A 23,603-nucleotide genomic window follows, 5' to 3' on the forward strand; every position below is an offset into this window, starting at 1 on the left:
CGTGCGCCTCAAGTGCATCAAGCTGGCGGGCTTCAAATCGTTTGTTGACCCGACAACCGTAAACTTTCCTAGCAATATGGCGGCCGTGGTCGGGCCTAACGGCTGCGGCAAGTCGAACATTATCGACGCCGTGCGCTGGGTGATGGGCGAAAGCTCAGCCAAAAACTTGCGCGGTGAGTCGATGACCGACGTCATCTTCAACGGCTCCACAAGCCGCAAACCTGTGAGTCAGGCCAGTATCGAGTTGGTGTTTGATAACACTGATGGAACGCTGCTCGGCGAATACGCGGCTTACGCTGAGATCTCCATCCGCCGTAAAGTGACCCGTGACAGCCAGACCACGTATTACCTCAACGGCACCAAATGCCGTCGGCGTGACATTACTGATATTTTCCTGGGAACCGGTCTAGGGCCGCGCAGCTACTCGATCATCGAGCAGGGCATGATCTCGAAATTGATCGAGTCCAAGCCCGAAGACCTGCGCAACTTTATTGAAGAAGCCGCCGGCATTTCCAAATACAAAGAGCGCCGTCGTGAAACCGAAAATCGGATTCGTCGCACTCACGAAAACCTCGCGCGTTTGACTGACTTACGTGAAGAGCTCGGGCGCCAGCTTGAGCGTCTGCATCGACAGGCTCAGGCGGCCGAGAAGTACCAAGAATACAAAGCCGAGGAGCGTCAGCTTAAAGCCCAACTGTCCGCGCTGCGTTGGCAAGCCTTAAACGAACAGGTTGGGCAGCGCGAGTCGGTTATTGGTGACCAAGAAGTCAGCTTTGAAGCGTTGGTTGCTGAGCAGCGAAACGCCGATGCCAGTATCGAGCGATTACGTGACGGGCACCATGATCTGTCAGAGCGCTTTAATTTGGTGCAAGGGCGGTTCTATTCGGTCGGTGGAGACATCGCACGCGTCGAGCAAAGTATTCAGCACGGTCAGCAGCGTTTGCGTCAATTGCAAGATGACTTGCGAGAGGCCGAGCGTTCACGACTCGAAACCGAGTCGCACTTGGGTCATGACCGGACCATGCTCGCCACGCTGGGTGAAGAACTCGACATGCTGGTGCCTGAGCAGGAACTGACCAGCGCGGCCGCAGAAGAGTCAGCGGCTGCCCTTGAAGAATCCGAAGTCACCATGCTCGCCTGGCAAGAGCAGTGGGAGGCTTTCAATCTGCGCTCGGCTGAGCCGCAACGTCAGTCTGAAGTCTTACAAGCGCGTATTCAGCAGTTAGAAACCAGCATGGAGCGAGTGGCCGAACGCCAGCGCCGCTTGGTGGAAGAGCGCGCCTTACTGGCGGCAGATCCCGAAGATGCTGCGATCCTTGAGCTGAGTGAGTTGCTGGCGACCAGTGAACTGACCCAAGAAGAGTTGCAAGCCAGCGAAGAGCAGCTAATCGAGCGTTTGGAGCAAGTACGCCACGACTTGCAGCTAGCGACCCACAACCAGCAGCAGGCGCAGGGTGAATTACAGCGTCTCAATGGTCGTTTGGCCTCACTTGAAGCATTGCAACAAGCCGCGCTAGACCCGGACGCAGGTGTTGCGCAGTGGCTGCGTGAACAGCAATTGGCTGAGCGTCCACGGTTGGCGGAAGGTTTGCGAGTTGAAGCAGGCTGGGAACTTGCGGTTGAGACAGTGCTGGGCGCTGACCTGCAAGCAGTCTTGGTGGATGATATTTCGCAAGTTGACCTGTCGGCCTTTGCGCAAGGTGATTTGCGCTTATTTAGCGCCGCGACCCAGTCAAACAGATTAGCGGGTAGTTTGCTGGACAAAGTCGACGCTGACTTTGACCTAGCGCCTTGGCTGGGGCAGGTCAAGCCGGTTGAAACCCTTGAGCAGGCGCTGGCTTTGCGGGCGCAACTGGCCGAGGGCCAAAGCCTTATCAGTCGCGACGGCTACTGGGTTGGGCGCAACTTTTTGCGAGTGCGTCGCGCCAGTGAGGCCGAAAGCGGCGTGCTGGCGCGTGGTCAGGAGATCCAGCGGCTGGGCAGTGAGCGCGAAGCGCATGAGACCGCCCTCGCTACCCTTGAAGACACGCTGCAACGCTTGCGTGAGCAACAAGTGGCTCAAGAGGACGCACGTGAGCAGATTCGTCGACGCTTGCAGGATGAAGCCCGTCAGCAAGGTGAGGTCAAAGCCAAGCTGTCTGCCAGTAAGGCCAAGGTTGAACAGCTAACCTTGCGTCGTCGGCGTCTGGACGAAGAGTTGGCCGAGCTTGGTGAGCAGCGTGAGTTAGAGCATGAGCACGTCGGTGAAGCGCGCTTGCGCTTACAAGACGCGCTGGATGCGATGGCAACGGACACCGAGCAGCGCGAGTTGCTATTAGCACAGCGCGACAGTTTGCGCGAGCGTCTAGACCGGATGCGTCAAGAGGCGCGCCAGCATAAAGATCATGCCCATCAGTTGGCGGTGCGTTTGGGTTCGCTAAAAGCACAGCACGACTCAACCCGCCAAGCGCTTGAGCGTTTAGAGCTGCAATCAGAACGATTGGCTGAAAAACGCGAGCAACTCACCTTGAATCTGGAGGAGGGCGAGGCTCCACTTGAGGAGTTGCGCTTAAAACTTGAGGAGTTACTCGACAAGCGGCTCACCGTTGATCAAGAGCTTAAAATTGCGCAGTTGGCCCTTGAAGACGCGGATCGTGAGCTTCGAGATGCTGAAAAGCGCCGAAACCAGGCGGAACAACAATCCCAGTTGATTCGTGGCCAGCTCGAGCAACAGCGCATGGAGTGGCAAGCACTGACGGTTCGACGTACTGCCTTGCAGGATCAATTGTTGGCAGATGGCTATGACTTGCACGGGGTGTTGGCTACGTTGAGCAATGAGCTCAATGAGCAACAGGCCGAAGAGGAGCTGGAGCGGATTGCTGCACGCATTCAACGTTTGGGTGCGATCAACCTCGCGGCCATTGATGAATATCAGCAGCAATCGGAGCGCAAGCGTTATTTGGATGCTCAAGATGCTGATTTGGTCGAAGCGCTGGATACCCTAGAAAACGTTATTCGTAAGATTGATAAAGAAACCCGGAGCCGCTTTAAAGACACCTTTGATCAGATAAATGGTGGATTACAGGCACTTTTCCCAAAAGTTTTCGGTGGCGGCAGCGCTTATTTGGAACTGACGGGCGAAGATTTACTCGATACAGGGGTGACTATCATGGCGAGACCGCCGGGCAAGAAAAACAGCACGATTCATTTGCTGTCCGGTGGAGAGAAAGCGCTAACGGCCTTGGCATTGGTTTTTGCCATTTTTAAACTCAATCCGGCGCCGTTTTGCATGCTTGACGAAGTGGATGCACCGCTTGATGACGCTAACGTTGGGCGCTATGCCAGGCTGGTCAAAGAGATGTCGCAGACGGTGCAATTCATCTACATCACGCATAACAAAATTGCCATGGAGATGGCTGATCAGTTGATGGGTGTGACGATGCATGAGCCTGGTTGTTCACGTCTTGTTGCGGTTGATGTTGAGGAAGCAATGGCAATGGTCGACGCATGAGCTATAAGCAAGTAAGGGTAAAATTTTCTTCACATAAGAAAATCCCTACAGACAAGACTGATGGTTTGTGAAGGTCGGTGGCCACAGAGGTTTAGCGCAAGGTGACAGACGGTGTAAAGTTATCTTTGGTCGTGTTAATTTAGCGTCTAATTTTTACACGTGGGTAAAACGCCATTCAGAACATAGAGTTGGCGCCACGTTTTAAAGGGCTTTAGGCTCTTCTTCATAGAATCATTTTTTTAGGGGCAAGGGATTACATGGAAATCGGTCTGCGCGAGTGGCTGATAGTCATCGGCATAGTGGTAATCGCCGGTATTCTTTTTGATGGCTGGCGCCGTATGCGCGGCGGCAAAGGCAAGCTCAAGTTTCGCCTTGATCGTAGCTTTTCCAATGCGCCCGATGAGGAAAACAGCGCCGAGCTATTGGGCCCGTCACGGGTTCTGGATACCCCGTCTCATAAGGAACCGCAGTTGGATGAGCATGATCTGCCATCGGTCAGCATGCCGCCCCGTGATAAGACCTCCAAGCGTGGCAAGCGCAGCGGTGAGCCTAGCCAAGGCGACTTGAACCTTAATCTTGATCTTGAAGATGACGGTCCGCACTTTAGTGCGCGTGACGATGATGCCCCGGCTGAAAGCAAGCCGCGTGGGCGCCAAGCACCAGCAGCAGCCGGTGTAGAAAGCAAAGAGCCTGCGCAAGCGGCAGAGGAAGTGCTAGTTATCAGTGTCATCAGCCGTGACCCTGCTGGCTTCAAAGGTCCAGCGCTGTTACAGAATATTCTTGAAAGCGGCTTGCGCTTCGGTGAGATGGATATTTTCCACCGTCACGAGAGCATGGCCGGTAACGGCGAAGTTCTATTCTCGATGGCCAATGCTGTGAAACCAGGCGTGTTTGATCTGGATGACATTGATCTGTTCAGCACGCCAGCAGTGAGTTTCTTTCTCGGCTTGCCGGGGCCACGTCATCCCAAGCAGGCCTTTGATGTGATGGTTGCAGCTGCCCGCAAGCTGTCACAAGAACTCAATGGCGAGCTCAAAGACGATCAGCGCAGTGTCCTGACGGCCCAGACCATCGAGCACTACCGTCAGCGTATCGTCGAATTCGAGCGTCGTGCACTGACTCAAAAACGCTGAGCCGCGGGGCCCTGTATTGGCGCCCGCTGAACGCGAAATGAATTAACACTTGAGCAGCTTCGGCTGCTCTTTTGCTTTGTGAGAGAACACCCAATGAACGCCGCCAACACCCGAATTCTAGAGCTGCGCGCTGAGCTGGATCTGCATAACTATCGCTATCACGTACTCGATGAACCGAGCATTCCAGACGCCGAGTACGATCGTCTGTTTCGTGAACTTAAAGCGCTGGAAGCTGAGCATCCGGAGCTGGTAACGCCTGATTCGCCGACTCAGCGCGTGGGCAGTGTGGCGTTGTCAGCATTCACCCAAGTACGTCACGAAATCCCCATGTTGAGCTTGGGGAACGCGTTTGATGAAGCGGATATGCGCGAGTTTGATCGTCGCGTCAATGAAGGCTTGGATTTGCCAGCGGGCGACTTGTTTGGCGGCGGTGTTGAAGTTCAATACAGCTGCGAGCCCAAGCTGGACGGTCTGGCGGTCAGCTTGTTGTATCAAAACGGGGTTTTGGTACGCGGTGCCACCCGTGGTGATGGCACCACAGGCGAGGACATTAGCGTTAACGTGCGTACCGTGCGCAATATCCCGCTCAAGTTGCAAGGCAGTGGCTGGCCTACAGTGCTTGAAGTGAGGGGCGAGGTGTTTATGTCCAAGGCCGGTTTTGATCGCCTGAATGAATCTCAAGCGGCGCTAGGCGGCAAAACCTTTGCCAACCCGCGCAACGCCGCGGCAGGCAGCTTGCGTCAGTTGGATTCAAAAATCACTGCCAGCCGACCGTTAGAGTTTTGCTGTTACGGTCTGGGGCAAGTCTCTGAAGAGTTTTCCGATACTCACATTGGCAACCTCAAACAGTTGCAGCAATGGGGTTTGCCCGTCAGTCATGAGCTAAAGCTGGCGAACGGTATTGCTGAGTGTTTGGACTATTACCGCGATATTGGCGAGCGCCGCGCCTCATTGGCTTACGAAATTGATGGTGTTGTTTTCAAGGTCAACAGCTTGGCTGCTCAGCGTGAACTGGGATTTCGCGCCCGCGAGCCGCGCTGGGCAATCGCCCATAAGTTTCCGGCAATGGAAGAACTAACTGAGTTGCTGGATGTTGAGTTTCAAGTGGGGCGCACAGGCGCGGTGACGCCGGTGGCTCGCCTCAAGCCGGTTAAAGTCGCAGGGGTTACGGTGTCCAACGCCACCTTGCACAACATGGACGAAGTGGCGCGTTTGGGCTTGATGATTGGCGATACGGTGATTATTCGCCGTGCCGGCGATGTGATTCCGCAGGTGGTGCAAGTGGTAGTGGATCGCAGGCCTGACAATGCGCGGCCCGTACACATTCCCGAAAGCTGCCCGGTGTGCGGTTCGCACGTTGAACGCACGCAATTGATCAAGCGCAGCAAGGGTCGCGAAACCATCAGCGAGGGCGCGGTGTATCGCTGCGTCGGTCGCTTGGCCTGCGGAGCCCAACTGAAGCAAGCAATCATTCATTTTGTTTCGCGACGGGCAATGGACATAGAGGGGCTGGGTGAAAAAAGCGTTGAGCAATTAGTCGATGAAGGTTTGGTGAGTTCTCCGGCCGACCTATACATCCTGACTTTTGAACAAATCGTCGACCTAGAAGGGTTTGCCGAGTTATCGAGCAAAAACTTGTTATCAGCCATTGCTGATAGCAAACGCCCGACATTGGCGCGTTTTATCTATGCGTTGGGTATCCCTGATGTGGGGGAGGAGACGGCTAAGGTACTTGCCCGCTCATTGGGTTCATTAGAGCGCGTACAGCGTGCGTTGCCGCAAGTGCTTACCTACCTGCCAGACGTGGGCCTAGAAGTGGCTCATGAGATCCATAGCTTTTTCAGCGACGAGCATAATCAGCAGGTGATTAGCCAATTGTTGGAGCGAGGTCTGGAATTACAGGATCAGGGGGAGTTGGGCGCTGAATTTACAGCCAGCGCGACCTTAAATGGGCTGATCGACAAGCTGCACATCCCTTTTGTTGGGCCGGGCGGGGCGCAAAAGTTGGCCGACAAGTTTGACACCCTTGAGCGTGTGATAAACGCCGATTGGCTAGATATGCGTCAGGCATTACCTGAAAAACAAGCCAAGGCCGTGCGCGAATTCTTCGACAACCCGGATAATGCGCGTTTGGCGCTGGACGTTGAAGCGCAACTGCGCGACTTCGGCATGCACTGGCTAAGTCAGAAAAAAACCGTAGAAGGTCTACCGTTGGCCGGACAGACTTGGGTGTTAACCGGCTCATTAGAATTAATGAGTCGTGACGTCGCCAAAGACAAGCTCGAAAGCCTTGGCGCTAAAGTCTCAGGCTCCGTCTCCGGTAAAACCCATTGCGTTGTAGCAGGACCTGGCGCTGGCTCAAAGTTGACCAAAGCCAACGAGCTGGGCCTCAAAGTGCTGGACGAAGAAACTTTTGTAGCCTTTTTGAAAGAGCAGGGTGTACCGCTGGAGTAATCGTTTGCTGAGCTGCGATCTTTTGATTAGCCAGATCAAAAGATCGCCAGACCCGCGTCTGTGGGATGTCTCGGCCCGAATCCAAGTGCTTGAGCCCATTCATTTTTTTATTCTTGCAGCAATGGTTGTAACTTTTCGTCAGACAGGTACAATGGCGCCGTTCGCTGCTAGGCGGATGTTGTTATGGTGACCCTATCGGTCCCTCCGCAACGATTACCCGTGAACCTGGTCAGATCCGGAAGGAAGCAGCCACAGCGGGAACATTGTGTGCCGGGGTGTGGCTGGTGGGGTTGCCTCCATTCTCTAAGTCCTTGATCCTCCAAGGATTTTAAAATCAAAAATCTCGAAATTTCTCAGTAAAGTAGCCTCTGAGTCGATGGGCTGTGCTGACGATTTACCTTGGTCCAGTTTTGCGATTAAACACTTCAGACGGCGCTATCTCATTGCTAAGTGTTTATAACTGAATGAGAGATTGGTTGCGAACGGCTTTGCTGTACCTTGTATTTATCGTTTAGAACTAAGTAGCGTGCTCTAAGTGAAGGTTTGATGATCGCGAGACGAGTGCTTTTGTTTAACCGTCATGCGCTGAATATGGCTCAATAGAGTGTCTTGATGAGCCGCCCGGCTCAGCGTCGTCTAAATAAATAAGTTTTTGTCGGATGAGCAGAAGTGCTCATTGTGCTATTCCTAATGGTCGGAATAAGCAAGTTGATATTCAATGGTCATCAGTGAGTTCGTTGTTTTTTTCTTTTTGAGTGATGGAGGGTGTAGTTGATTCATTCTCGCTTTGAATGTATGAAATAAATTCGGCATATTTTTTCATGGCGAATCTAGGATGAACATTAACTAAGTACTTTCTGACTGTCGTGCAATAAAATTCATAGTAAAAGTCCTCTTGGCAGTCATGCGTGCCTAAGCAATAACTGATTTGTGTGTGAATAAAAATCACTTTAGCGAAAATAACCCCCTTGTCGTTGGATAGTTGGTTTTGTGCGTCAGCGTCTAGACTGTTGTAATAGCGAAAATCCTCAAATGTATCTTCAAGATGGATTAGGAGTGTTAGGAACTCACCATCAATAGTGATTCGTCTGTGTGGATTAAAGCGATCTTTGAATGTCCATGTCATGGGGTTGCAGTCCGTTTAAGGTGCTGTGTGGGCACCACAATAATTTTAGAGTTATTAATCAATAGGCGTGTTTGCTAAAAACTTGCCCTCCTGAGGTAGTGCGCAGGATGCAGCGTTGGTAGCGCCGTCCATAAAAAACTCAATCCTTCCTGTGGGCGTTTCTTTTGATGGCCACTTCTCAATGTTGTGTGCGAGCTTTTTAATATCTTTTGTGAATTCTGATGTGGGGTAAAGCTCGTAAAGTGTCCGTCCATTTTTTGCCGCACTGCGCGCGTGTTTGTGAGCATGGACGTGCCCGGCATAGTGTAAAAACACGTTGAATTCTTCGGTGTATTCGCGTTGTAGCGTATCAAATGCTCTTCGGCCTTCGCGCATATTCATCACCTTATTGATAACGATTCTGAAGTTGTTTATGCGGTGCTGGCCTCTGAATTGGTTAATAAGTGCTTTGTTACACGCAATGGCTGTCGGTTCATTATTGATAATAAGCAGTATATCGTGTGAGGCGCTCAAAAAATTCAGGGTCGAATGGTTGATGCCTGGTGCGGTGTCAACAATGAGTATGTCTACATTGCTCGATAGAGTGTTGAGCGCATTAACGATGCCGAAATGATGAGCCGAGCTTAAGTTTCGCGTTATATTTGGCAAACTGCTGCCCAGAATTAACGTGATGCCTTTAGGCCCGTTAACAATGACTTCACCCAGTGAGCAGCGGCCTTCAATTAAGTCTGTGAGGGTGTGCCTAGGTATTAAATTCAGCAGCGTTGCAAGACTTGGAAGTTCCAGGTTGGCATCTAAAAGCGCCACTCTTTTTCCACGCTCAGCTAAAGCAACAGAAAGGTTGAGTGAAAGCGTACTCTTGCCAGTTCCACCTTTGCCGCTTGCAATAACGACTGCTTGAGGGGGCTTCATAGAGTTCATAGATGCGTTACTGTGTTGGCTTTCTGAGTGGGCTGCACAGAAAAATTGAAAGGCTCAGTGTGCATTTTTTATTTTTTTATTCTGAACTTGGTGTAGCTGCTTTTAGGTCCAAAGATGCCAGTGTCGCCTGTTAGCCTATAAATAGAAGCTCGAAACAAAGCAGTTGAGAGCGTGCAGTTATAGGATCTAATTTTTTTAAAAGCCCATATCCATCCCCGTTTTTTCTTGTTGCTTATCATAGAGCTTATAACCGTATCGATTAAAAAATTTTACACAAACTTTTGGTAGCGATATGGTTACACACATGAGTTGTTGCGGTAAGTGTCTCGTGGAGCGAATGTGGTGTTCAATCGTGCAAGGCGTATTGACATTACTCCGATGAATCATTGAATATTTCATCGTAACCCCCTCAGCTCGCGAGGGTTAGCCGATTTGATCCTATGCCCTGGATGAGTGGTAGATGTATAAAATTAGCAAGTCATATGTGCATCTGCTTGGTAGTGCCTTAGGGCATAAATATCCTTATGTTGATCAATTAGATGCTTCGTTTATGGGGAAGAGTGATGAGTATATTGATATAACCTTTGTGTATGAGTGGTTAGCTGATTTGGCAGTGAAAATGGGTGATCCTGATCTTGGACTGAAAGTGTTTAATAATAGTCACCCTGCAATGCTAGGTATTTTGGGCTACGCGGTCATGTCATGCGCAACACTGGGGCAAGCGTTGGAGCGGTTCGTGACCTATCATGCTTTAATCAGTGATGGTTCATTGCTGAAGCTCGAATTTCAAGAGCAATTTATCAAGTTGATCGGATTCGAAATAGGCTGTAAAGCGCCTCGGGCCTTTATTGATTCTGGAGCGGCAGTTGTATTGTCATTGATCAAGTGGTTGGTTCCAGATCGTCAGCTCAGTCTTTTAAGGGTAGAGCTTGTATACCCTGAGCCGGAAAAGTTGGATGAGTTAAAGGCCGTATTCGGTCATGAGATCAAGTTTTCCGCAGCCCTGAATAGTTTGATGTTCCCCCGCGAAATTTATGATTACCCTTTGATTTCAGCCTCACCAACGCTCGACAGTATACATTCAGACTTGCTGGGCGCTCAGTTGCAGAAAGTGGTCGGTGGATTGATGTCGGTCAGGGTTAAGAAAATTATTAAAGATGAGTTATTTGCAGGCTGTATTCCGACCCTAAAATCTACTGCGAGGCGTTTAAAAGTGAGCTCTAGAACCTTGCAATATGCGCTGCAAAGCGAGGGGCTATGCTTCACGGCTGTTTTTGATGGCGCGCGCAAAGAGCTTGCTCATTACTTGCTCAAGCACACCCGTTATAGCTTGAAGTATGTGTGCGCTACGTTGGGTTATTGTGAAAGAAGTAGTTTTCATAAATCGTCGTTACGCTGGTTTGATATGACACCTCAGCAGTACCGCAATAACATGGATTTACGGGTCAGTTCTTAAGGTACTGATTGGCGTGTTAAGTTCGGCTTAAAAATTATTGAGATGTTCTTAAACCCATAATTTAGGCTTTGTAAACGTGGAGGGAAGTGTCTTAGTCAGCGGATAACTCTAGATCCAGTAAACGCAGATTTTGGGTGATGTTATAACTTCTTTGGTGTTTTGCGTGCGCTGAGCACTTTACGATCAACAACGGCTTTATAGACATTGCGCACCGTCTATGAGGCTGTCGAAGCGAGCTGCGCTCGTCGCAAGCGGCTCCTTAGGAATCTGCGAGCAGTTTAAAGTGCGCATCGGATGCAATTTTGCCCTTGCTCCGCTAGCATTAGCCCCCTCCGCTTTTTAGACGCGACGGTTATCAATGAGTTATCAGGTTCTTGCACGTAAATGGCGTCCGCGCTCGTTCCGCGAAATGGTCGGCCAGACCCATGTGCTCAAGGCTCTGATCAATGCTTTGGACAGTCAGCGCCTGCACCACGCCTATTTATTTACGGGTACGCGTGGCGTCGGCAAGACCACCATTGCGCGGATCATCGCCAAATGCCTGAATTGTGAAACAGGTATCACCTCGACACCCTGCGGGACCTGTTCGGTGTGTCGCGAAATTGATGAAGGGCGTTTTGTCGACCTGATCGAGATCGACGCCGCGAGTCGTACCAAGGTTGAGGACACCCGTGAACTGCTTGATAACGTGCAGTATGCGCCTAGCCGTGGGCGCTTTAAGGTCTACCTGATCGACGAAGTGCACATGCTTTCCAGCCATTCTTTCAATGCGCTGTTGAAAACCCTCGAAGAACCGCCGCCCTACGTCAAATTCATTTTGGCGACCACCGACCCACAAAAACTGCCAGCAACGATTCTGTCCCGTTGCCTCCAGTTTTCGCTTAAGAACATGACGCCGGAGCGTGTTGTCGAGCATTTGAGTCAAGTGTTAAGTGTCGAAAACGTACCCTTTGAAGACGATGCACTGTGGCTGCTAGGTCGAGCCGCAGATGGTTCGATGCGTGACGCCATGAGCCTTACCGATCAGGCAATTGCATTCGGTGAAGGCAAAGTGCTGGCGACGGATGTGCGGGCCATGCTTGGGACCCTAGACCACGGCCAAGTATTTGATCTGTTGCATGCTTTGATTGAGGGCGATGCGCGGGCGTTGCTGGAGGCGGTACGACATTTAGCCGAGCAAGGCCCGGACTGGAATGGCGTGCTCAGCGAGATCCTCAATGTCTTCCACCGTGTGGCCATTGCCCAGGCGCTGCCTGAGGGCGTTGATAACGGCCAGGGTGATCGCGACCGCGTATTGGCCCTCGCGCAAGCGTTGCCGAGTGAAGACGTACAGTTTTATTACCAGATGGGTTTGATTGGTCGACGCGACTTGCCGCTGGCGCCAGATCCGCGTGGCGGCTTCGAAATGGTCTTGCTGAGGATGCTGGCTTTCCGCCCAGCGGACACCGGCGATGCGCCGAGTCAGCCGCTAAAGCCAGTGGGGATCAGCCAGGCCACAGTTGATTCCGCCTCCACAGTGGCTGGCACGACCGCCGTCGCGCCAGTGAGTGTGCCGAGCGCTGAACCCGCACCGGTGGCTGAAGTAGCGGCGGTGGCTGAAGTTGTCGCGCCAACGCCTCAAGTGATTGCACCAGTGACGGCTGCTCCGGCGCCCGCAGTAGCTGAAATCGACTTGCCATGGAATGACCGCCCAGCGCCCGTGATCGACGATGAGATCACGCCAGAGCCAGTGCTTGAAACGGTCAGTGAGCAACCAAATTTGGCGCCTATGCCGTTGCCAACGCCAGACAGCGCGGTCCCGGATGCCCCGGAGTGGGTAGCTGCGCCAAACGATCAGCCAACGCCCGCGCAAGTCGATGCGGCGTTATCTGGTATGGATCGCGACGATGAGCCTCCTCTGGATGAAGACTACAGCGAGCCGGACATGGACTCAGCGGCTTACAGCTACCTAGACGAATTGGCCAGCGAACACGCGGTCGAGCCGCAACCAGAACCTGAGCCATTACCTGCGGCAATGCCTGCCACGGGGCTGGCCCTTGAATGGCTCAATATGTTCCCCCAACTACCCGTATCGGGGATGACGGCGAGCATTGGCGCTAACTGCACCTTGATTGCAGTGGACGGGGATGACTGGTTGCTGCACTTGGATCCGGCCCATAGCGCGCTGTTTAACTCGACCCAGCAGCGTCGTCTGAATGATGCGTTGAACCAGTTCCACCAACGTACACTCAAAGTCACTATTGAGTTGGTTAAGCCGGAGCAAGAAACCCCAGCCCAAGCGGCCTCGCGCTTGCGAGCAGAGCGTCAGCATCTGGCAGAAGAGTCGATCTACGCCGACCCGTTGGTTCAGCAAATGATTGAGCAGTTCGGCGCGGCCGTTCGCGACGATACGATTCAACCTGTGGACGTTATAGAGGCTCAGGTTTCGTGACGTCCGGGTAAAAATTTACAGCTCGCAAGCATGATGAGTGCGGGTGCATTGTCCAAATAACGTTTGAGGTGATTCCCATGATGAAAGGTGGCATGGCCGGCCTGATGAAGCAGGCGCAGCAGATGCAGGAAAAAATGGCCAAGATGCAGGAAGAACTGGCCAATGCTGAAGTCACCGGTAAAGCAGGTGGCGATATGGTGACCGTGGTCATGACCGGCCGTCATGACGTCAAGCGCGTGAGCATTGACCCAAGCCTGCTCGAAGGCGTGAGTGAAGATGACCGCGAAGTGCTGGAAGACCTGTTCGCCGCAGCCGTTAATGACGCTGTACGCAAGATCGAAGCCAACAATCAGGACAAAATGTCTGGTGTAACCGCTGGCATGCAACTGCCGCCAGGCATGAAGTTGCCGTTCTAAGGTGCTCAAAAATGCCGGGCCCTGAGCCCGGCATTTTTTTGCCTGCTCGGCGGGCATTTGACGCTGGATCAGCCCGCGGGTATAAACCGCCTCTTGTTGTTTTGTCGGACCTTTCTCTATGAGCTTCAGCCCCCTTATTCGTCAACTGATTGATGCCTTGCGGACTTTGCCAGGTGTCGGGCAAAAGACGGCGCAACGCATGGCTCTGCAACTGTTAGAGCGCGATCGCAGTGGCGGATCGCGTTTGGCGCTGGCCTTGAGTCAGGCGATGGATGGCGTAGGTCATTGCCGCCTGTGCAGAACCCTGACCGAAGATGACCTATGCCCGCAGTGTGCCGACGTGCGTCGCGACGACACGTTGCTGTGTGTGGTTGAAGGGCCAATGGATGTGTACGCCATTGAGCAGACCGGCTATCGCGGACGTTACTTTGTGCTCAAGGGGCATTTGTCGCCGCTCGACGGTCTTGGGCCGGAGGCGATTGGTATCCCGCAACTGATGACGCGCATCGCCGAGCAGGGCACCTTTAAGGAAGTGATATTGGCCACCAACCCGACCGTGGAAGGTGAAGCCACCGCGCATTACATTGCGCAACTGTTGAACAGTAAGGGGCTGATCGCTTCGCGTATTGCCCACGGCGTACCGCTGGGTGGCGAACTGGAGTTGGTCGATGGCGGGACCTTGGCGCACTCATTTGCCGGGCGTAAACCGATCGCCTTGTGACGGTAAAACCCCCGCAGGCTGCGCTCTTTTGATCTTTAAAGATCGCAGCCTTCGTACTTCGGCAGCGCCTACCGGTTTACTCAGTCAACGAGAACTCAGTCAGGCTAAATGTCGGTACGCCGATGCTTTGCAACCGCGTTGAACCGCCCAATTCGGGCAAGTCAATAATCGCCGCCGCCTCAAACACCTGTGCGCCCATGCGGCGAACCAGATTTACTGCGGCGATCAGCGTACCGCCTGTGGCGATCAAGTCGTCGACCAGCAGTAGCGAATCACCTTCGCACAAGCTGTCTGCATGGACTTCCAGAAGCGCCTCGCCATACTCGGTCTGATAACCTTCTGCCAGTACGTCAGCGGGCAGCTTGCCCTGCTTACGAAACAGGATCAGCGGTTTGTTAAGTTGATGCGCAAGTACTGAACCGATCAAAAAGCCGCGGGCATCCATTGCGCCTATATGGCTGAAATCAACTTCAACGTAACGTTCGATCAACCTGTCGGCGATCACCCGCATGGCGCGGGGTGATTGATAAAGCGGGGTGATATCGCGAAAGATCACGCCGGGCTTGGGGAAATCAAGCACCGGACGGATGAGGGCTTTGAGACAGAAGTCGTTGACCATGGGGTAAGAAGTTTCCTAGCGGGCTTCGGAGCCGCCAGTATAGGTCTTATCAGACTTCTAGCGAACCGCCAGCCAAAGCGCAGAGCTTGATTGGGTCAAGAATCTTGACTTCTTTGCCCTCGGCGATGATTAGCTGGTTTTCTTGTAAGCGGGTGAATACGCGAGAAACTGTTTCAACGGCCAAGCCTAAGTAGTTGCCGATTTCATTGCGCGACATGCTCAAGCGGAACTGGTTGGCAGAAAAGCCACGGGCGCGGAATCGAGCGGACAGATTTACCAAAAACGTTGCAATACGCTCATCTGCGGTCTTTTTCGATAGCAGCAGCATCATTTGCTGATCGTCACGGATTTCACGGCTCATGATGCGCATTAACTGACGACGCAATTGCGGCAGTTGCACTGAAAGTTCGTCCAGACGCTCGAAGGGAATTTCGCAAACGGGCGTCGTTTCTAACGCTTGAGCGGACACAGGGTAAGTTTCAGTATCCATGCCCGACAGACCAACCAACTCGCTCGGTAAGTGAAAGCCGGTAATTTGTTCTTCGCCACTGTCACTTAGGCTGAACGTTTTAAGTGCACCGGAACGTACTGCATAGACCGAGCCGAACGTATCGCCCTGACGAAACAAAAACTCGCCCTTTTTCAGTGGGCGGCCGCGTTTAACAATTTCTTCTAACGCATCCATGTCTTCCAAATTCAACGAAAGCGGCAAACAGAGCGGAGCAAGACTGCAGTCCTTGCAGTGAGCCTGGCTATGAGCGCGCACTTTTACTGGCTCGGACATCTCTTAAATCCTTGTAGGAAAACACACATAAGATGCAAGGGTAACCCAGTGCGGGAGGTGAGGCCAGCGCGTCAATAGTGTGCATTTTATTCCAGCGCTGAACCCGCTCAAATGCCGTATTAAGAGCCTTGAAAATAGGGCTTAGGCCAATGTCTATTGGACTTTCGCCGCAGTGAGCGTTAGATCACCCGCGAGTAACGCTGACGGCTTTGCTGCCCAAGATAACTATCGAACACCATGCAAATAGAACGCACCAATAATCGTCCTGCAGGTAGTACCGTCAGTTGCTCGCCGTTAAGAGCAATCAAACCATCTGCGGCCATGGTTTCAAGAGCTGACCACTGGCCTGAGAAATACCCCCTGAAGTCGATATTGAATGCCTGCTCGATGCGCGCGAACGACACGTGCAAATTGCAGATAATTTGCTGAATCACCTCCCGCCGAATTCGATCATCCTGATTGCACAGCAAGCCACGACTGATCGAGACTTGCTCGCTACGCAAAGTGTGTTGATAACTCGTAATGTCGCTGTCGTTTTGACAATACAGATCGCCTATTTGGCTGATCGCGGACACACCCAGCCCGATCAAGTCGCAATGACCATGGGTGGTGTAACCCTGAAAATTACGCTGTAGCGTGGATTCCTCCTGGGCTATCGCCAGCTCATCGTCGGGCAATGCGAAATGGTCCATGCCGATGTAGCGATAACCCGCTGCGGTCAGTTGCTCAATAGTTTGCTCAAGCATGTGGAGTTTTTCGGCAGGAGAGGGCAGCTCGCTGGTATTGATTCGACGTTGAGGTTTGAAACGCTCTGGCAGGTGCGCGTAATTGAAGACTGACAAACGATCGGGTTGCAGGCTGATCACTTCCTCAATAGTGCGAGCAAAAGCGTGGGGAGTTTGTTTCGGCAAGCCATAGATGAGGTCGATGTTGATCGAGCGAAACTGCAAGGTGCGCGCAGCATCAATGATGGCGCGGGTTTCTTCTAGGCTTTGCAAGCGGTTGACTGCTCGCTGCACGGCGGGGTCGATGTCTTGCAGGCCAATGCTTACGCGATTAAAGCCCAGTTCGCGCAGCAAGCCCATGGTTGACCAGTCGGCTTCGCGAGGATCAATCTCAATGCCGTAGTCGCCGGAGTCATCGTTGAGCAGATTGAAATGCTGGCGCAAATGGCCCATTAACTGGCGCAGCTCATCGTGGCTTAAAAAGGTTGGCGTGCCCCCGCCAAAATGCAATTGCTCGACGGTCTGCTTGGGATCGAGATGACAGGCAACAAGATTGATTTCCTGTTCCAGTCGCTTCAAATAAGGCTGCGCACGGCCACGGTCTTTTGTGATGACTTTGTTGCAGGCGCAGTAGTAGCAAATATTGGCGCAAAACGGCACATGCACATACAGCGAAAGCGGACGCTGGGCTTTGCGGCTATCGCGCAGCGCGTGCAAAAAGTCGAATGAGCTGATCTGGTCGTGGAACTGCATGGCTGTCGGGTACGAGGTGTAACGCGGCCCGGCGAGGTCGTAGCGGCGAATTAGATCTGAGTCCCAACGAATAGCGTCGAGCATGCGGGCATTCTCCAGGGATGGCTGGCAATGCTCGGGAGTCTAGGGGCAGTGAATTTATCGCACCTTGATTTGTATCAACGCCAGCTCTGGGCAACAAAAATCGACGGGGTTCGTCAATCAGTTCTCTCTTTTGCCGGGTTACCCACTGCGCAAAACCTGTGCGAGGCCAGCGTGGTTTAACGGGGCCTCTAAGATCAAAAACCAGATCAAAAACCACGCAACTCCACCTTTAATGCCCCATCAACCAATGCTGATGTGGCCCGGGCAGGGTCCAGAGGCCGAATAGCATCACGCACACACCACCCGCCATGCGTACGCTGCGCTTTCGCAGGAGGGCGGTCATGCGTTCGGCCGCTAAACCGGTGGCCAACAATACGGGCCATGTACCAAGGCCGAAAGCGAGCATCAGTAAGGCGCTGTCGAGGGCGTTGCCCTGGCTGGCAGACCAGATCAGCGTGCTGTAAACCAATCCGCACGGCAACCAGCCCCATAGCGCACCTAAGAGCAGGGCGCGTGGGAGGCTCGATACCGGTAATAACCGGCCCGCCAGTGGCTGCACGTACCGCCACACACCGCGTCCTAAGCGTTCAATGCGGGTCAGGCCGCTCCACCAGCCCGCAAGGTACAAGCCCATCACAATTAGCAGCAATCCTGCCATAACTCGCATCAGCAGGGCCGCCGGACTGTTAGCCACGGCCCAGCCCGCCAGCCCCATAAGAAAACCCGCTGTGGCATAACTGAGTACTCGGCCCAGGTTGTAAGCCAGTAGCAGCTTAAAGCGTCGGCTGCGTTGCTCTTTGGGGATGGCGAACGTCAGCGCGCCCATCAGGCCGCCGCACATACCCAAGCAATGCCCGCCGCCAAGCACGCCTAAAATAATCGCTGACACGAACAGCGGAGCTAATTCAGACATGGGGCGGCGCTTGCTTATTGGCCGCATGCCGATGGCTGTCTTTGGCCTCATCCACGGCAGCGGTGTGCTGTGGGTCTTCGTCATCAAACAGGATGCTATGGGCGGGGCTGTCCAGGTCGTCGTATTGGCCGCTGTCTACCGCCCAAAAGAAGATGAAGATGGCGATCGCGACGATCAACAGGGCCGCTGGGATCATGATGTAAAGCGCTGGCATAAAGGCTCCAGGCGACCGGTTCAGGCCGGTAGCGGGCGAGTGTTCGGCGTGGGTTGAGTCTGCGCCTGACGCGGCATGCGGGTCAGACGCAGAGCGTTAAGCACCACGATCAACGAACTGATCGACATGCCGACCGCGGCCCAGACTGGTGTAATCCAGCCCAGCGCCGCGAAGGGCAGCATAAGGCCGTTATACACGCTGGCCCACAGCAGGTTTTCGATGATTACCCGGCGTGTCCGACGGGCTAGGCTAAAGGCTTGGACCAAAGCCCCCAAATGATTGGACAGCAACACGGCATCCGCACTGGTTTTAGCCAGGTCGGTGGCCGAGCCCATTGCCACGCTGATGTCAGCGGCGGCCAACACCGGTACGTCGTTCACCCCGTCACCGAGCATCAATACGGTGCGGCCTTGGGCGTGCAGGTCTTTAAGTACGCGTAGTTTGTCATCTGGGCTCAATCCGCCTTGAGCTTCATCAATGCCCAGTTCAGCGGCCACGCTCGCCACCATCGGCGAACTGTCGCCCGACAGCAGTAGCGTGCGCCAGCCGCGAGCGTTGCACGCCGCTAACAGTTTGGGGGCGTCAGCGCGAAGGCGGTCGTCGAGTACCAGCCACGCCAGCACACCTTCAGTGTCACCCAGCAACAACCATTGGCCGGGTTCGTTTGGCATCTCAGGGATCGGGCAGTGGCTCAGTTCGCAGACAAAGCGTGGCTGGCCAATGCGCAAACGGTGCTCGCCAACTAGCCCCTCAAGGCCCAGCCCCGGCGTGCTGTGCACGTCTTTGGCAGCGTGGGGGGCACGGCCAAAAGCCCGGGCAATTGGATGTTCAGAACGGTTTTCGAGGGCGGCCGCGAGGGCGAGGCACTGATCGCTGCTCAGGTCACGCAAGGGTCGAATGCTGCGCAAGGCGAGACGACCCTCGGTCAAGGTGCCGGTTTTGTCGAAGATCACCGTGTCAATTTTGTTCAAGCCTTCAAGCACGTGGCCACGGGTCAACAACAGACCGAGTGAGTGCAAGGTGCCGGTGGCAGCGGTCAACGCGGTTGGGGTTGCCAGCGACAGTGCGCAAGGGCAGGTAGCCACCAGCATCGCTAGAACGATCCAGAACGCTCGATCCGGGTCGAGTTGCCACCAGATAAGGCCAATTGCTAGCGCTGCGATCAATGAGAACAGCAAAAACCATTGCGCCGCCTTGTCCGCGATTTGGCCCAGACGCGGCTTCTCGTTTTGCGCCCGGTCCAGCAAGCGTACGATGGCTGATAGACGCGTATCTTGGCCCAGAGCCAGTACTTGCACCGTTAACACGCCCTCGACATTCAAGGTGCCCGCGGTCACTGCATCGCCCACGTTGCGCGATTGCGGTAGGTACTCGCCGGTCAGGAGTGATTCGTCAATGCTCGATTGACCCTCGACAATCTTGCCGTCTGCCGGCAGGACTGCGCCGGGATGCACCAATACCTTGTCGCCTACTTTGAGTTCACTCAGCAAAATGCGCTCGCTCTGGCCGTCATCACTCAGGCGTAGGCACGAGGCGGGCAATAGGTTGACCAACTGCGCGGTGGCAGCTGCCGTACGCTGACGAGCGCGACGCTCAAGGTAACGTCCGGCCAGCAAGAACAGGGCGAACATCCCGACGGCATCGAAATACAGCTCGCCGACCCCGGTAATAGCGGTCCAGATACCCGCCACGTAGGCACCGCCAATGGCCAGCGACACCGATACATCCATCGTCAGATGACGGGTGCGCAGATCACGCATAGCGCCTTTGAAAAAAGGAGCACAGCTGTAAAACACGATTGGCGTTGTCAGAAACAGCGCAAACCAGCGCAGGATGGTGTGCATCTCTGAGCTAAGGTCGATGTTGAACTCGGGCCAAGTGGCCATGGTTGCCATCATCGCCTGAAACCACAGCAACCCCGCAACACCCAGTTGGCGCAAGGCCAGACGATTGTCGCTGGCCAATTGCTCCGCCGCCCGATCTGCTTGATACGGGTGAGCGGCGTAGCCGATATGGCGCAACTCGCTCAGCACTTCGCTCAAGGGCAGTCGGTTGTCGGCCCAGCGTAGGTACAAGCGATGGTTAGACAGGTTGAGCCGGGCTTCGCTCACGGCGGGTAAGCGCATCAGGTGTTTTTCAATGAGCCAGCCACAAGCGGCACAACTGATGCCTTCGATCAGCAGCGTAGTTTCGGCTTGATCGCCTTCGTGCCTTACAAAAGGTTTTTGCACATCAGGCCGGTCATACAGGGCCAGCTCTTGCGCCAGTTGCACCGGCAACGCCTGAGGGTTGGCAGAGGCTTCGCTGCGGTGCTGGTAGTAGCTTTGCAGTCCTCCGGCCACAATGGCCTGCGCCACCGCTTGGCATCCGGGGCAGCAGAATTCACGGGTCTGGCCCAGAACGTCGGCGCTAAAGCGGCTGCCGGGCGGAACCGGCAGGGCGCAGTGATAGCAGGGAGTGGGAGAGGTCATAGTGTGCGCGCTGGGAGCTTGGTAATATTTTGGAAACGCTGTAATACAGTTACTTCTTGCGATCTTCTGCGCCTTGAATCGGCTCATCGCCGAGCATCAGGTCTTTATCATGATCGACCAGCTCTTCTTCAAACAGGCGCCACGTCTTGCCGCCTGCAACCCCCAGCAGCTCGACAAAGCGACGCCCTTCAACCTTGTCATCCAATTGGCCGGTGTAACGCCCTGGTGCTGATGGGCTTTGGATTAGGATGAGCCCGCGGTCCTTTTCAGGTTGGGTGGGCGAAATCAAGTTCAGCTCCAGCGTTTGCGGCTGGCTGTTGCCTTCGAGCAACAGCACCACTTCGCCGGTCAATTCGTCCAAGCGCAACTTGGCTTTGAGCTGCAGAGATTGACCGAGTAATTCGCGGTCTAGCGAGCGGTTAATCCCCTTGCCAGCCTCGTAGTAATTGTCGTTAACCAAGTTGTCCGGGTTGTTAACGGCAATGCTCACCATCGACAGTGTCAGCGTCACCGAACACGCGAGAATCGCAATAATGATCCACGGCCAAATGTGCTTGTACCAAGGGCTGTAGGCGTTTGCTGCGGGCATGGATAAGTACTCTTAGCGGATAGATGGGCCGATGAATCGGCTCTTGGCTTTAACGTTGATGTCGCTGTTGTCGATATCTTCAAGGGTGAAAAACACCTCGTTGGTGCTGGAGGGCAGTTGCTCGGGTGCAACCGATAACTCCACCGGCAGGCTGACACTGTCGCCTGCTGCGACTTTGATTTCGCGTTTGCCTTGTAGCTGTAAGTCGGGCAAGCCGCTGGCTTGCAGCACGTAGGTGTGGTCGCGCTGGTCCTTGTTCATGATCTTCAAGCTATAGACGTTTTCGACCCGGCCTTCGGCGTTTTCGCGAAACAGCACGCGGTCTTTACTGACATCAAAGCCGACCAGTGAGCGGGTGAAGAAAGCCGCGGCCAGCAGGCCGATCATGGTCAGCAACACCAGTGCGTAACCGATCAAGCGCGGGCGCAGTGTATGGGTTTGCTGCCCCGACAAGTTGTGCTCAGTGGTATAGCTGATCAAGCCGCGGGGGTAGTGCATTTTGTCCATGATGTCATCGCAGGCATCAATACAGGCTGCGCAGCCGATGCACTCAATCTGCAAGCCGTCGCGAATGTCGATACCCGTCGGGCAGACCTGAACGCACATCGTGCAGTCGATACAGTCACCTAGGCCTTGAGCCTTGTAGTCAGCGTCTTTTTTGCGCGGCCCGCGCACTTCGCCGCGGCGTGGGTCGTAAGACACAATCAGCGTGTCCTTATCGAACATTACGCTCTGGAACCGCGCGTAAGGGCACATGTACACGCACACTTGTTCGCGTAACCAGCCTGCGTTGGCGTAAGTGGCGAGCGTGAAGAAACCGACCCAAAAATAAGCCCAGCCATCTGCTTGGCCGGTGAAGAACTCGAAAATTAGTTCGCGGATCGGTGCGAAATAGCCGACAAAAGTGATGCCGGTGACAAAGCCAATCAGCAGCCACAGCGTGTGTTTACTGAGCTTGCGCACGAATTTGTTAACGCTCATCGGCGCCTTGTCGAGTTTGATTCGCTGGTTGCGATCGCCTTCGGTGATTTTTTCACACCACATGAAGACCCACGTCCAAACACTTTGCGGGCAGGTATAACCGCACCACACTCGGCCTGCATACACGGTAATAAAGAACAGGCCAAAGGCCGCGACGATTAATAAACCCGAGAGCAGGATGAAATCCTGGGGCCAGAACGTGGCGCCAAAAATAAAGAATTTGCGTTCGGGCAGGTTCCACCAAACGGCTTGATGACCGCCCCAGTTGAGCCACACCGTGCCGAAATACAGTAAGAACAACAGGCCGCCCCCGACCATGCGCACGTTACGGAAAAACCCGTGGAAGGCGCGGGTGTAGATGGCTTCTCGAGCAGCGTACAGGTCGATGCTGTCAGAGGTTTTAGTGGCTGGCGGCGTGACGTTTTGGACCGGAATTCTATCGCTCATAAGGGCTTACCACGGCAGTGAGATGCCACGGCCAGTACGTGCCAACCGCGGTCAGAAAGTGTTGCAATGGCGCAATGATACCCCTGCGGCTATACCCCAGAGGTGCGACCTTTGGTCGCGTTCCGAAAAGCAAAAAACTGGTATAGGCGTTACGATCAGTCATGACCTAGATCAATTGACTTATGGCGCCGATGAAGTGTCGAAATCTCGAATCAAGGCTCCCATGGGTTGAGTAAAGGCACCCCGGTTGGGATGAAATCTTGCAGATTACGGGTCACGACTGTCATGCCATGCACCAAGGCTGTTGCTGCGATCAGGGCGTCACATTCGTTGCTGCGGTCAGGCAGATGCAGGCGTGCACAACGCCTGGCAACAACGCTGTCAATCGACAAGACACGCCCTGCAAACGCTGGCACCACATGGGTTTCGAGCCAGTTTCGCAAGGGGGCGGCTTGCTGGGGATCTTGGCGCTCCAAACGCAGAATGCCGGTTTCAAGTTCAAGCAGAGTGATGGCTGAAATGTACAACTTAAAGGCTGGCACGCTATTAGCCCAGGCGACCACCGATGGGTTGGCCTGGGTTTTGCGAAGTTCTGACACGACGTTGGTATCAAGCAGGAACATTAGAGGTCCACTGGACGTGACGCGATAATGGCGCGTTCGGGTTCAAATTCAACCGGCGTTGTCTCGGGCATTACGAGCAGATCGACAATGCTGGTGTTTAGGCCGGTGAGTCTTTGGTACTCCTCCATGCATAGTAGTACATGGGCAGGGCGGCCACGATCAGTGATGTAAACAGGTCCTTGCTGCGACGCTTTTTTGGCACCGCTTGTGTCTTGATTGAATTCGCGGCTTGAAATGGTAGTGATGGTCATG

At 54.0% G+C, this 23,603-nt stretch carries 19 protein-coding genes and 1 other RNA gene; 8 read left to right on the forward strand and 12 right to left on the reverse strand.

The genetic code is table 11. From position 1 onward, the window contains the following. The first annotated feature begins 1 nt into the window (after position 1). The 4 genes from smc to ffs all read left to right on the forward strand — a co-directional run bounded on the left by smc (position 2) and on the right by ffs (position 7,367). The gene (gene smc / locus AQS70_RS02235) at positions 2-3,490 is read left to right on the forward strand and encodes a chromosome segregation protein SMC (protein WP_055101306.1); all 3,489 of its coding nucleotides are present in this window, start codon (positions 2-4) and stop codon (positions 3,488-3,490) included. A gap of 257 nt (positions 3,491-3,747) precedes the next feature. After that, a complete protein-coding gene (gene zipA, locus AQS70_RS02240) occupies positions 3,748-4,623 on the forward strand; it encodes a cell division protein ZipA (RefSeq protein WP_055101307.1) in 876 nt (291 codons plus the stop codon). A gap of 93 nt (positions 4,624-4,716) precedes the next feature. Continuing rightward, a complete protein-coding gene (ligA, locus tag AQS70_RS02245; RefSeq protein ID WP_055101308.1) occupies positions 4,717-7,077 on the forward strand; it encodes an NAD-dependent DNA ligase LigA in 2,361 nt (786 codons plus the stop codon). A 193-nt stretch (positions 7,078-7,270) separates the two neighbouring features. Beyond that, an RNA gene (gene ffs, locus AQS70_RS23040) (signal recognition particle sRNA small type) lies at positions 7,271-7,367 on the forward strand. A 425-nt stretch (positions 7,368-7,792) separates the two neighbouring features. Here ffs and AQS70_RS02250 read toward each other — a convergent pair. Next, a complete protein-coding gene (locus AQS70_RS02250) occupies positions 7,793-8,203 on the reverse strand; it encodes a hypothetical protein (protein WP_055101309.1) in 411 nt (136 codons plus the stop codon). 54 nt (positions 8,204-8,257) lie between these two features. Further along, complete coding sequence (locus AQS70_RS02255; protein WP_055101310.1) at positions 8,258-9,115, reverse strand: MinD/ParA family ATP-binding protein; 858 nt, start codon at positions 9,113-9,115, stop codon at positions 8,258-8,260. Between the two features lie 469 nt (positions 9,116-9,584). On the opposite strand from AQS70_RS02255, the gene AQS70_RS02260 reads away from it, so the two are divergent. The 4 genes from AQS70_RS02260 to recR all read left to right on the forward strand — a co-directional run bounded on the left by AQS70_RS02260 (position 9,585) and on the right by recR (position 14,148). Then, on the forward strand, positions 9,585-10,580 hold the full coding sequence (locus tag AQS70_RS02260) for an AraC family transcriptional regulator (RefSeq protein ID WP_055101311.1): 996 nt from the start codon (positions 9,585-9,587) through the stop codon (positions 10,578-10,580). 358 nt (positions 10,581-10,938) lie between these two features. Continuing rightward, on the forward strand, positions 10,939-13,011 hold the full coding sequence (gene dnaX / locus AQS70_RS02265; RefSeq protein ID WP_055101312.1) for a DNA polymerase III subunit gamma/tau: 2,073 nt from the start codon (positions 10,939-10,941) through the stop codon (positions 13,009-13,011). 77 nt (positions 13,012-13,088) lie between these two features. After that, complete coding sequence (locus AQS70_RS02270) at positions 13,089-13,427, forward strand: YbaB/EbfC family nucleoid-associated protein (RefSeq protein ID WP_055101313.1); 339 nt, start codon at positions 13,089-13,091, stop codon at positions 13,425-13,427. 118 nt (positions 13,428-13,545) lie between these two features. After that, complete coding sequence (gene recR / locus AQS70_RS02275; RefSeq protein WP_055101314.1) at positions 13,546-14,148, forward strand: recombination mediator RecR; 603 nt, start codon at positions 13,546-13,548, stop codon at positions 14,146-14,148. A 76-nt stretch (positions 14,149-14,224) separates the two neighbouring features. On the opposite strand, the gene AQS70_RS02280 is transcribed toward recR, so the two are convergent. The 10 genes from AQS70_RS02280 to AQS70_RS02325 form a co-directional block, all read right to left on the reverse strand. Further along, on the reverse strand, positions 14,225-14,767 hold the full coding sequence (locus AQS70_RS02280; protein ID WP_055101315.1) for an adenine phosphoribosyltransferase: 543 nt from the start codon (positions 14,765-14,767) through the stop codon (positions 14,225-14,227). A 49-nt stretch (positions 14,768-14,816) separates the two neighbouring features. Continuing rightward, positions 14,817-15,551, reverse strand: coding sequence for a fumarate/nitrate reduction transcriptional regulator Fnr (gene fnr, locus AQS70_RS02285; RefSeq protein ID WP_055101316.1), 735 nt, complete (start codon positions 15,549-15,551; stop codon positions 14,817-14,819). Positions 15,552-15,730: 179 nt separating this feature from the next. Next, positions 15,731-17,113, reverse strand: coding sequence for an oxygen-independent coproporphyrinogen III oxidase (gene hemN, locus AQS70_RS02290; protein ID WP_055101317.1), 1,383 nt, complete (start codon positions 17,111-17,113; stop codon positions 15,731-15,733). Positions 17,114-17,342: 229 nt separating this feature from the next. Next, positions 17,343-18,026 carry a sulfite exporter TauE/SafE family protein gene (locus AQS70_RS02295; RefSeq protein WP_055101318.1) on the reverse strand — a complete coding sequence of 228 codons (684 nt, stop codon included), beginning with the start codon at positions 18,024-18,026 and terminating at the stop codon, positions 17,343-17,345. Continuing rightward, positions 18,019-18,240 carry a cbb3-type cytochrome oxidase assembly protein CcoS gene (gene ccoS / locus AQS70_RS02300; RefSeq protein ID WP_055101319.1) on the reverse strand — a complete coding sequence of 74 codons (222 nt, stop codon included), beginning with the start codon at positions 18,238-18,240 and terminating at the stop codon, positions 18,019-18,021. The genes AQS70_RS02295 and ccoS overlap by 8 nt, the downstream gene beginning before the upstream one ends. Positions 18,241-18,260: 20 nt before the next feature. Continuing rightward, positions 18,261-20,711: a heavy metal translocating P-type ATPase gene (locus tag AQS70_RS02305; protein WP_055101320.1), complete on the reverse strand. Its 2,451-nt coding sequence runs from the start codon at positions 20,709-20,711 to the stop codon at positions 18,261-18,263. Positions 20,712-20,760: 49 nt separating this feature from the next. Then, positions 20,761-21,300 carry a FixH family protein gene (locus AQS70_RS02310; protein ID WP_055101321.1) on the reverse strand — a complete coding sequence of 180 codons (540 nt, stop codon included), beginning with the start codon at positions 21,298-21,300 and terminating at the stop codon, positions 20,761-20,763. A 12-nt stretch (positions 21,301-21,312) separates the two neighbouring features. Beyond that, positions 21,313-22,728, reverse strand: a complete 1,416-nt coding sequence (gene ccoG, locus AQS70_RS02315; protein ID WP_055101322.1) for a cytochrome c oxidase accessory protein CcoG — start codon at positions 22,726-22,728, stop codon at positions 21,313-21,315. A gap of 212 nt (positions 22,729-22,940) precedes the next feature. Continuing rightward, the gene (locus AQS70_RS02320; protein ID WP_055101323.1) at positions 22,941-23,351 is read right to left on the reverse strand and encodes a type II toxin-antitoxin system VapC family toxin; all 411 of its coding nucleotides are present in this window, start codon (positions 23,349-23,351) and stop codon (positions 22,941-22,943) included. Further along, positions 23,351-23,602, reverse strand: coding sequence for a type II toxin-antitoxin system Phd/YefM family antitoxin (locus tag AQS70_RS02325; protein ID WP_055101324.1), 252 nt, complete (start codon positions 23,600-23,602; stop codon positions 23,351-23,353). The genes AQS70_RS02320 and AQS70_RS02325 overlap by 1 nt, the downstream gene beginning before the upstream one ends. Between the last annotated feature and the right edge of the window lies 1 nt (position 23,603).

This window comes from Pseudomonas endophytica, assembly GCF_001411475.1.
Taxonomy (GTDB): Bacteria; Pseudomonadota; Gammaproteobacteria; order Pseudomonadales; family Pseudomonadaceae; genus Aquipseudomonas; species Aquipseudomonas endophytica.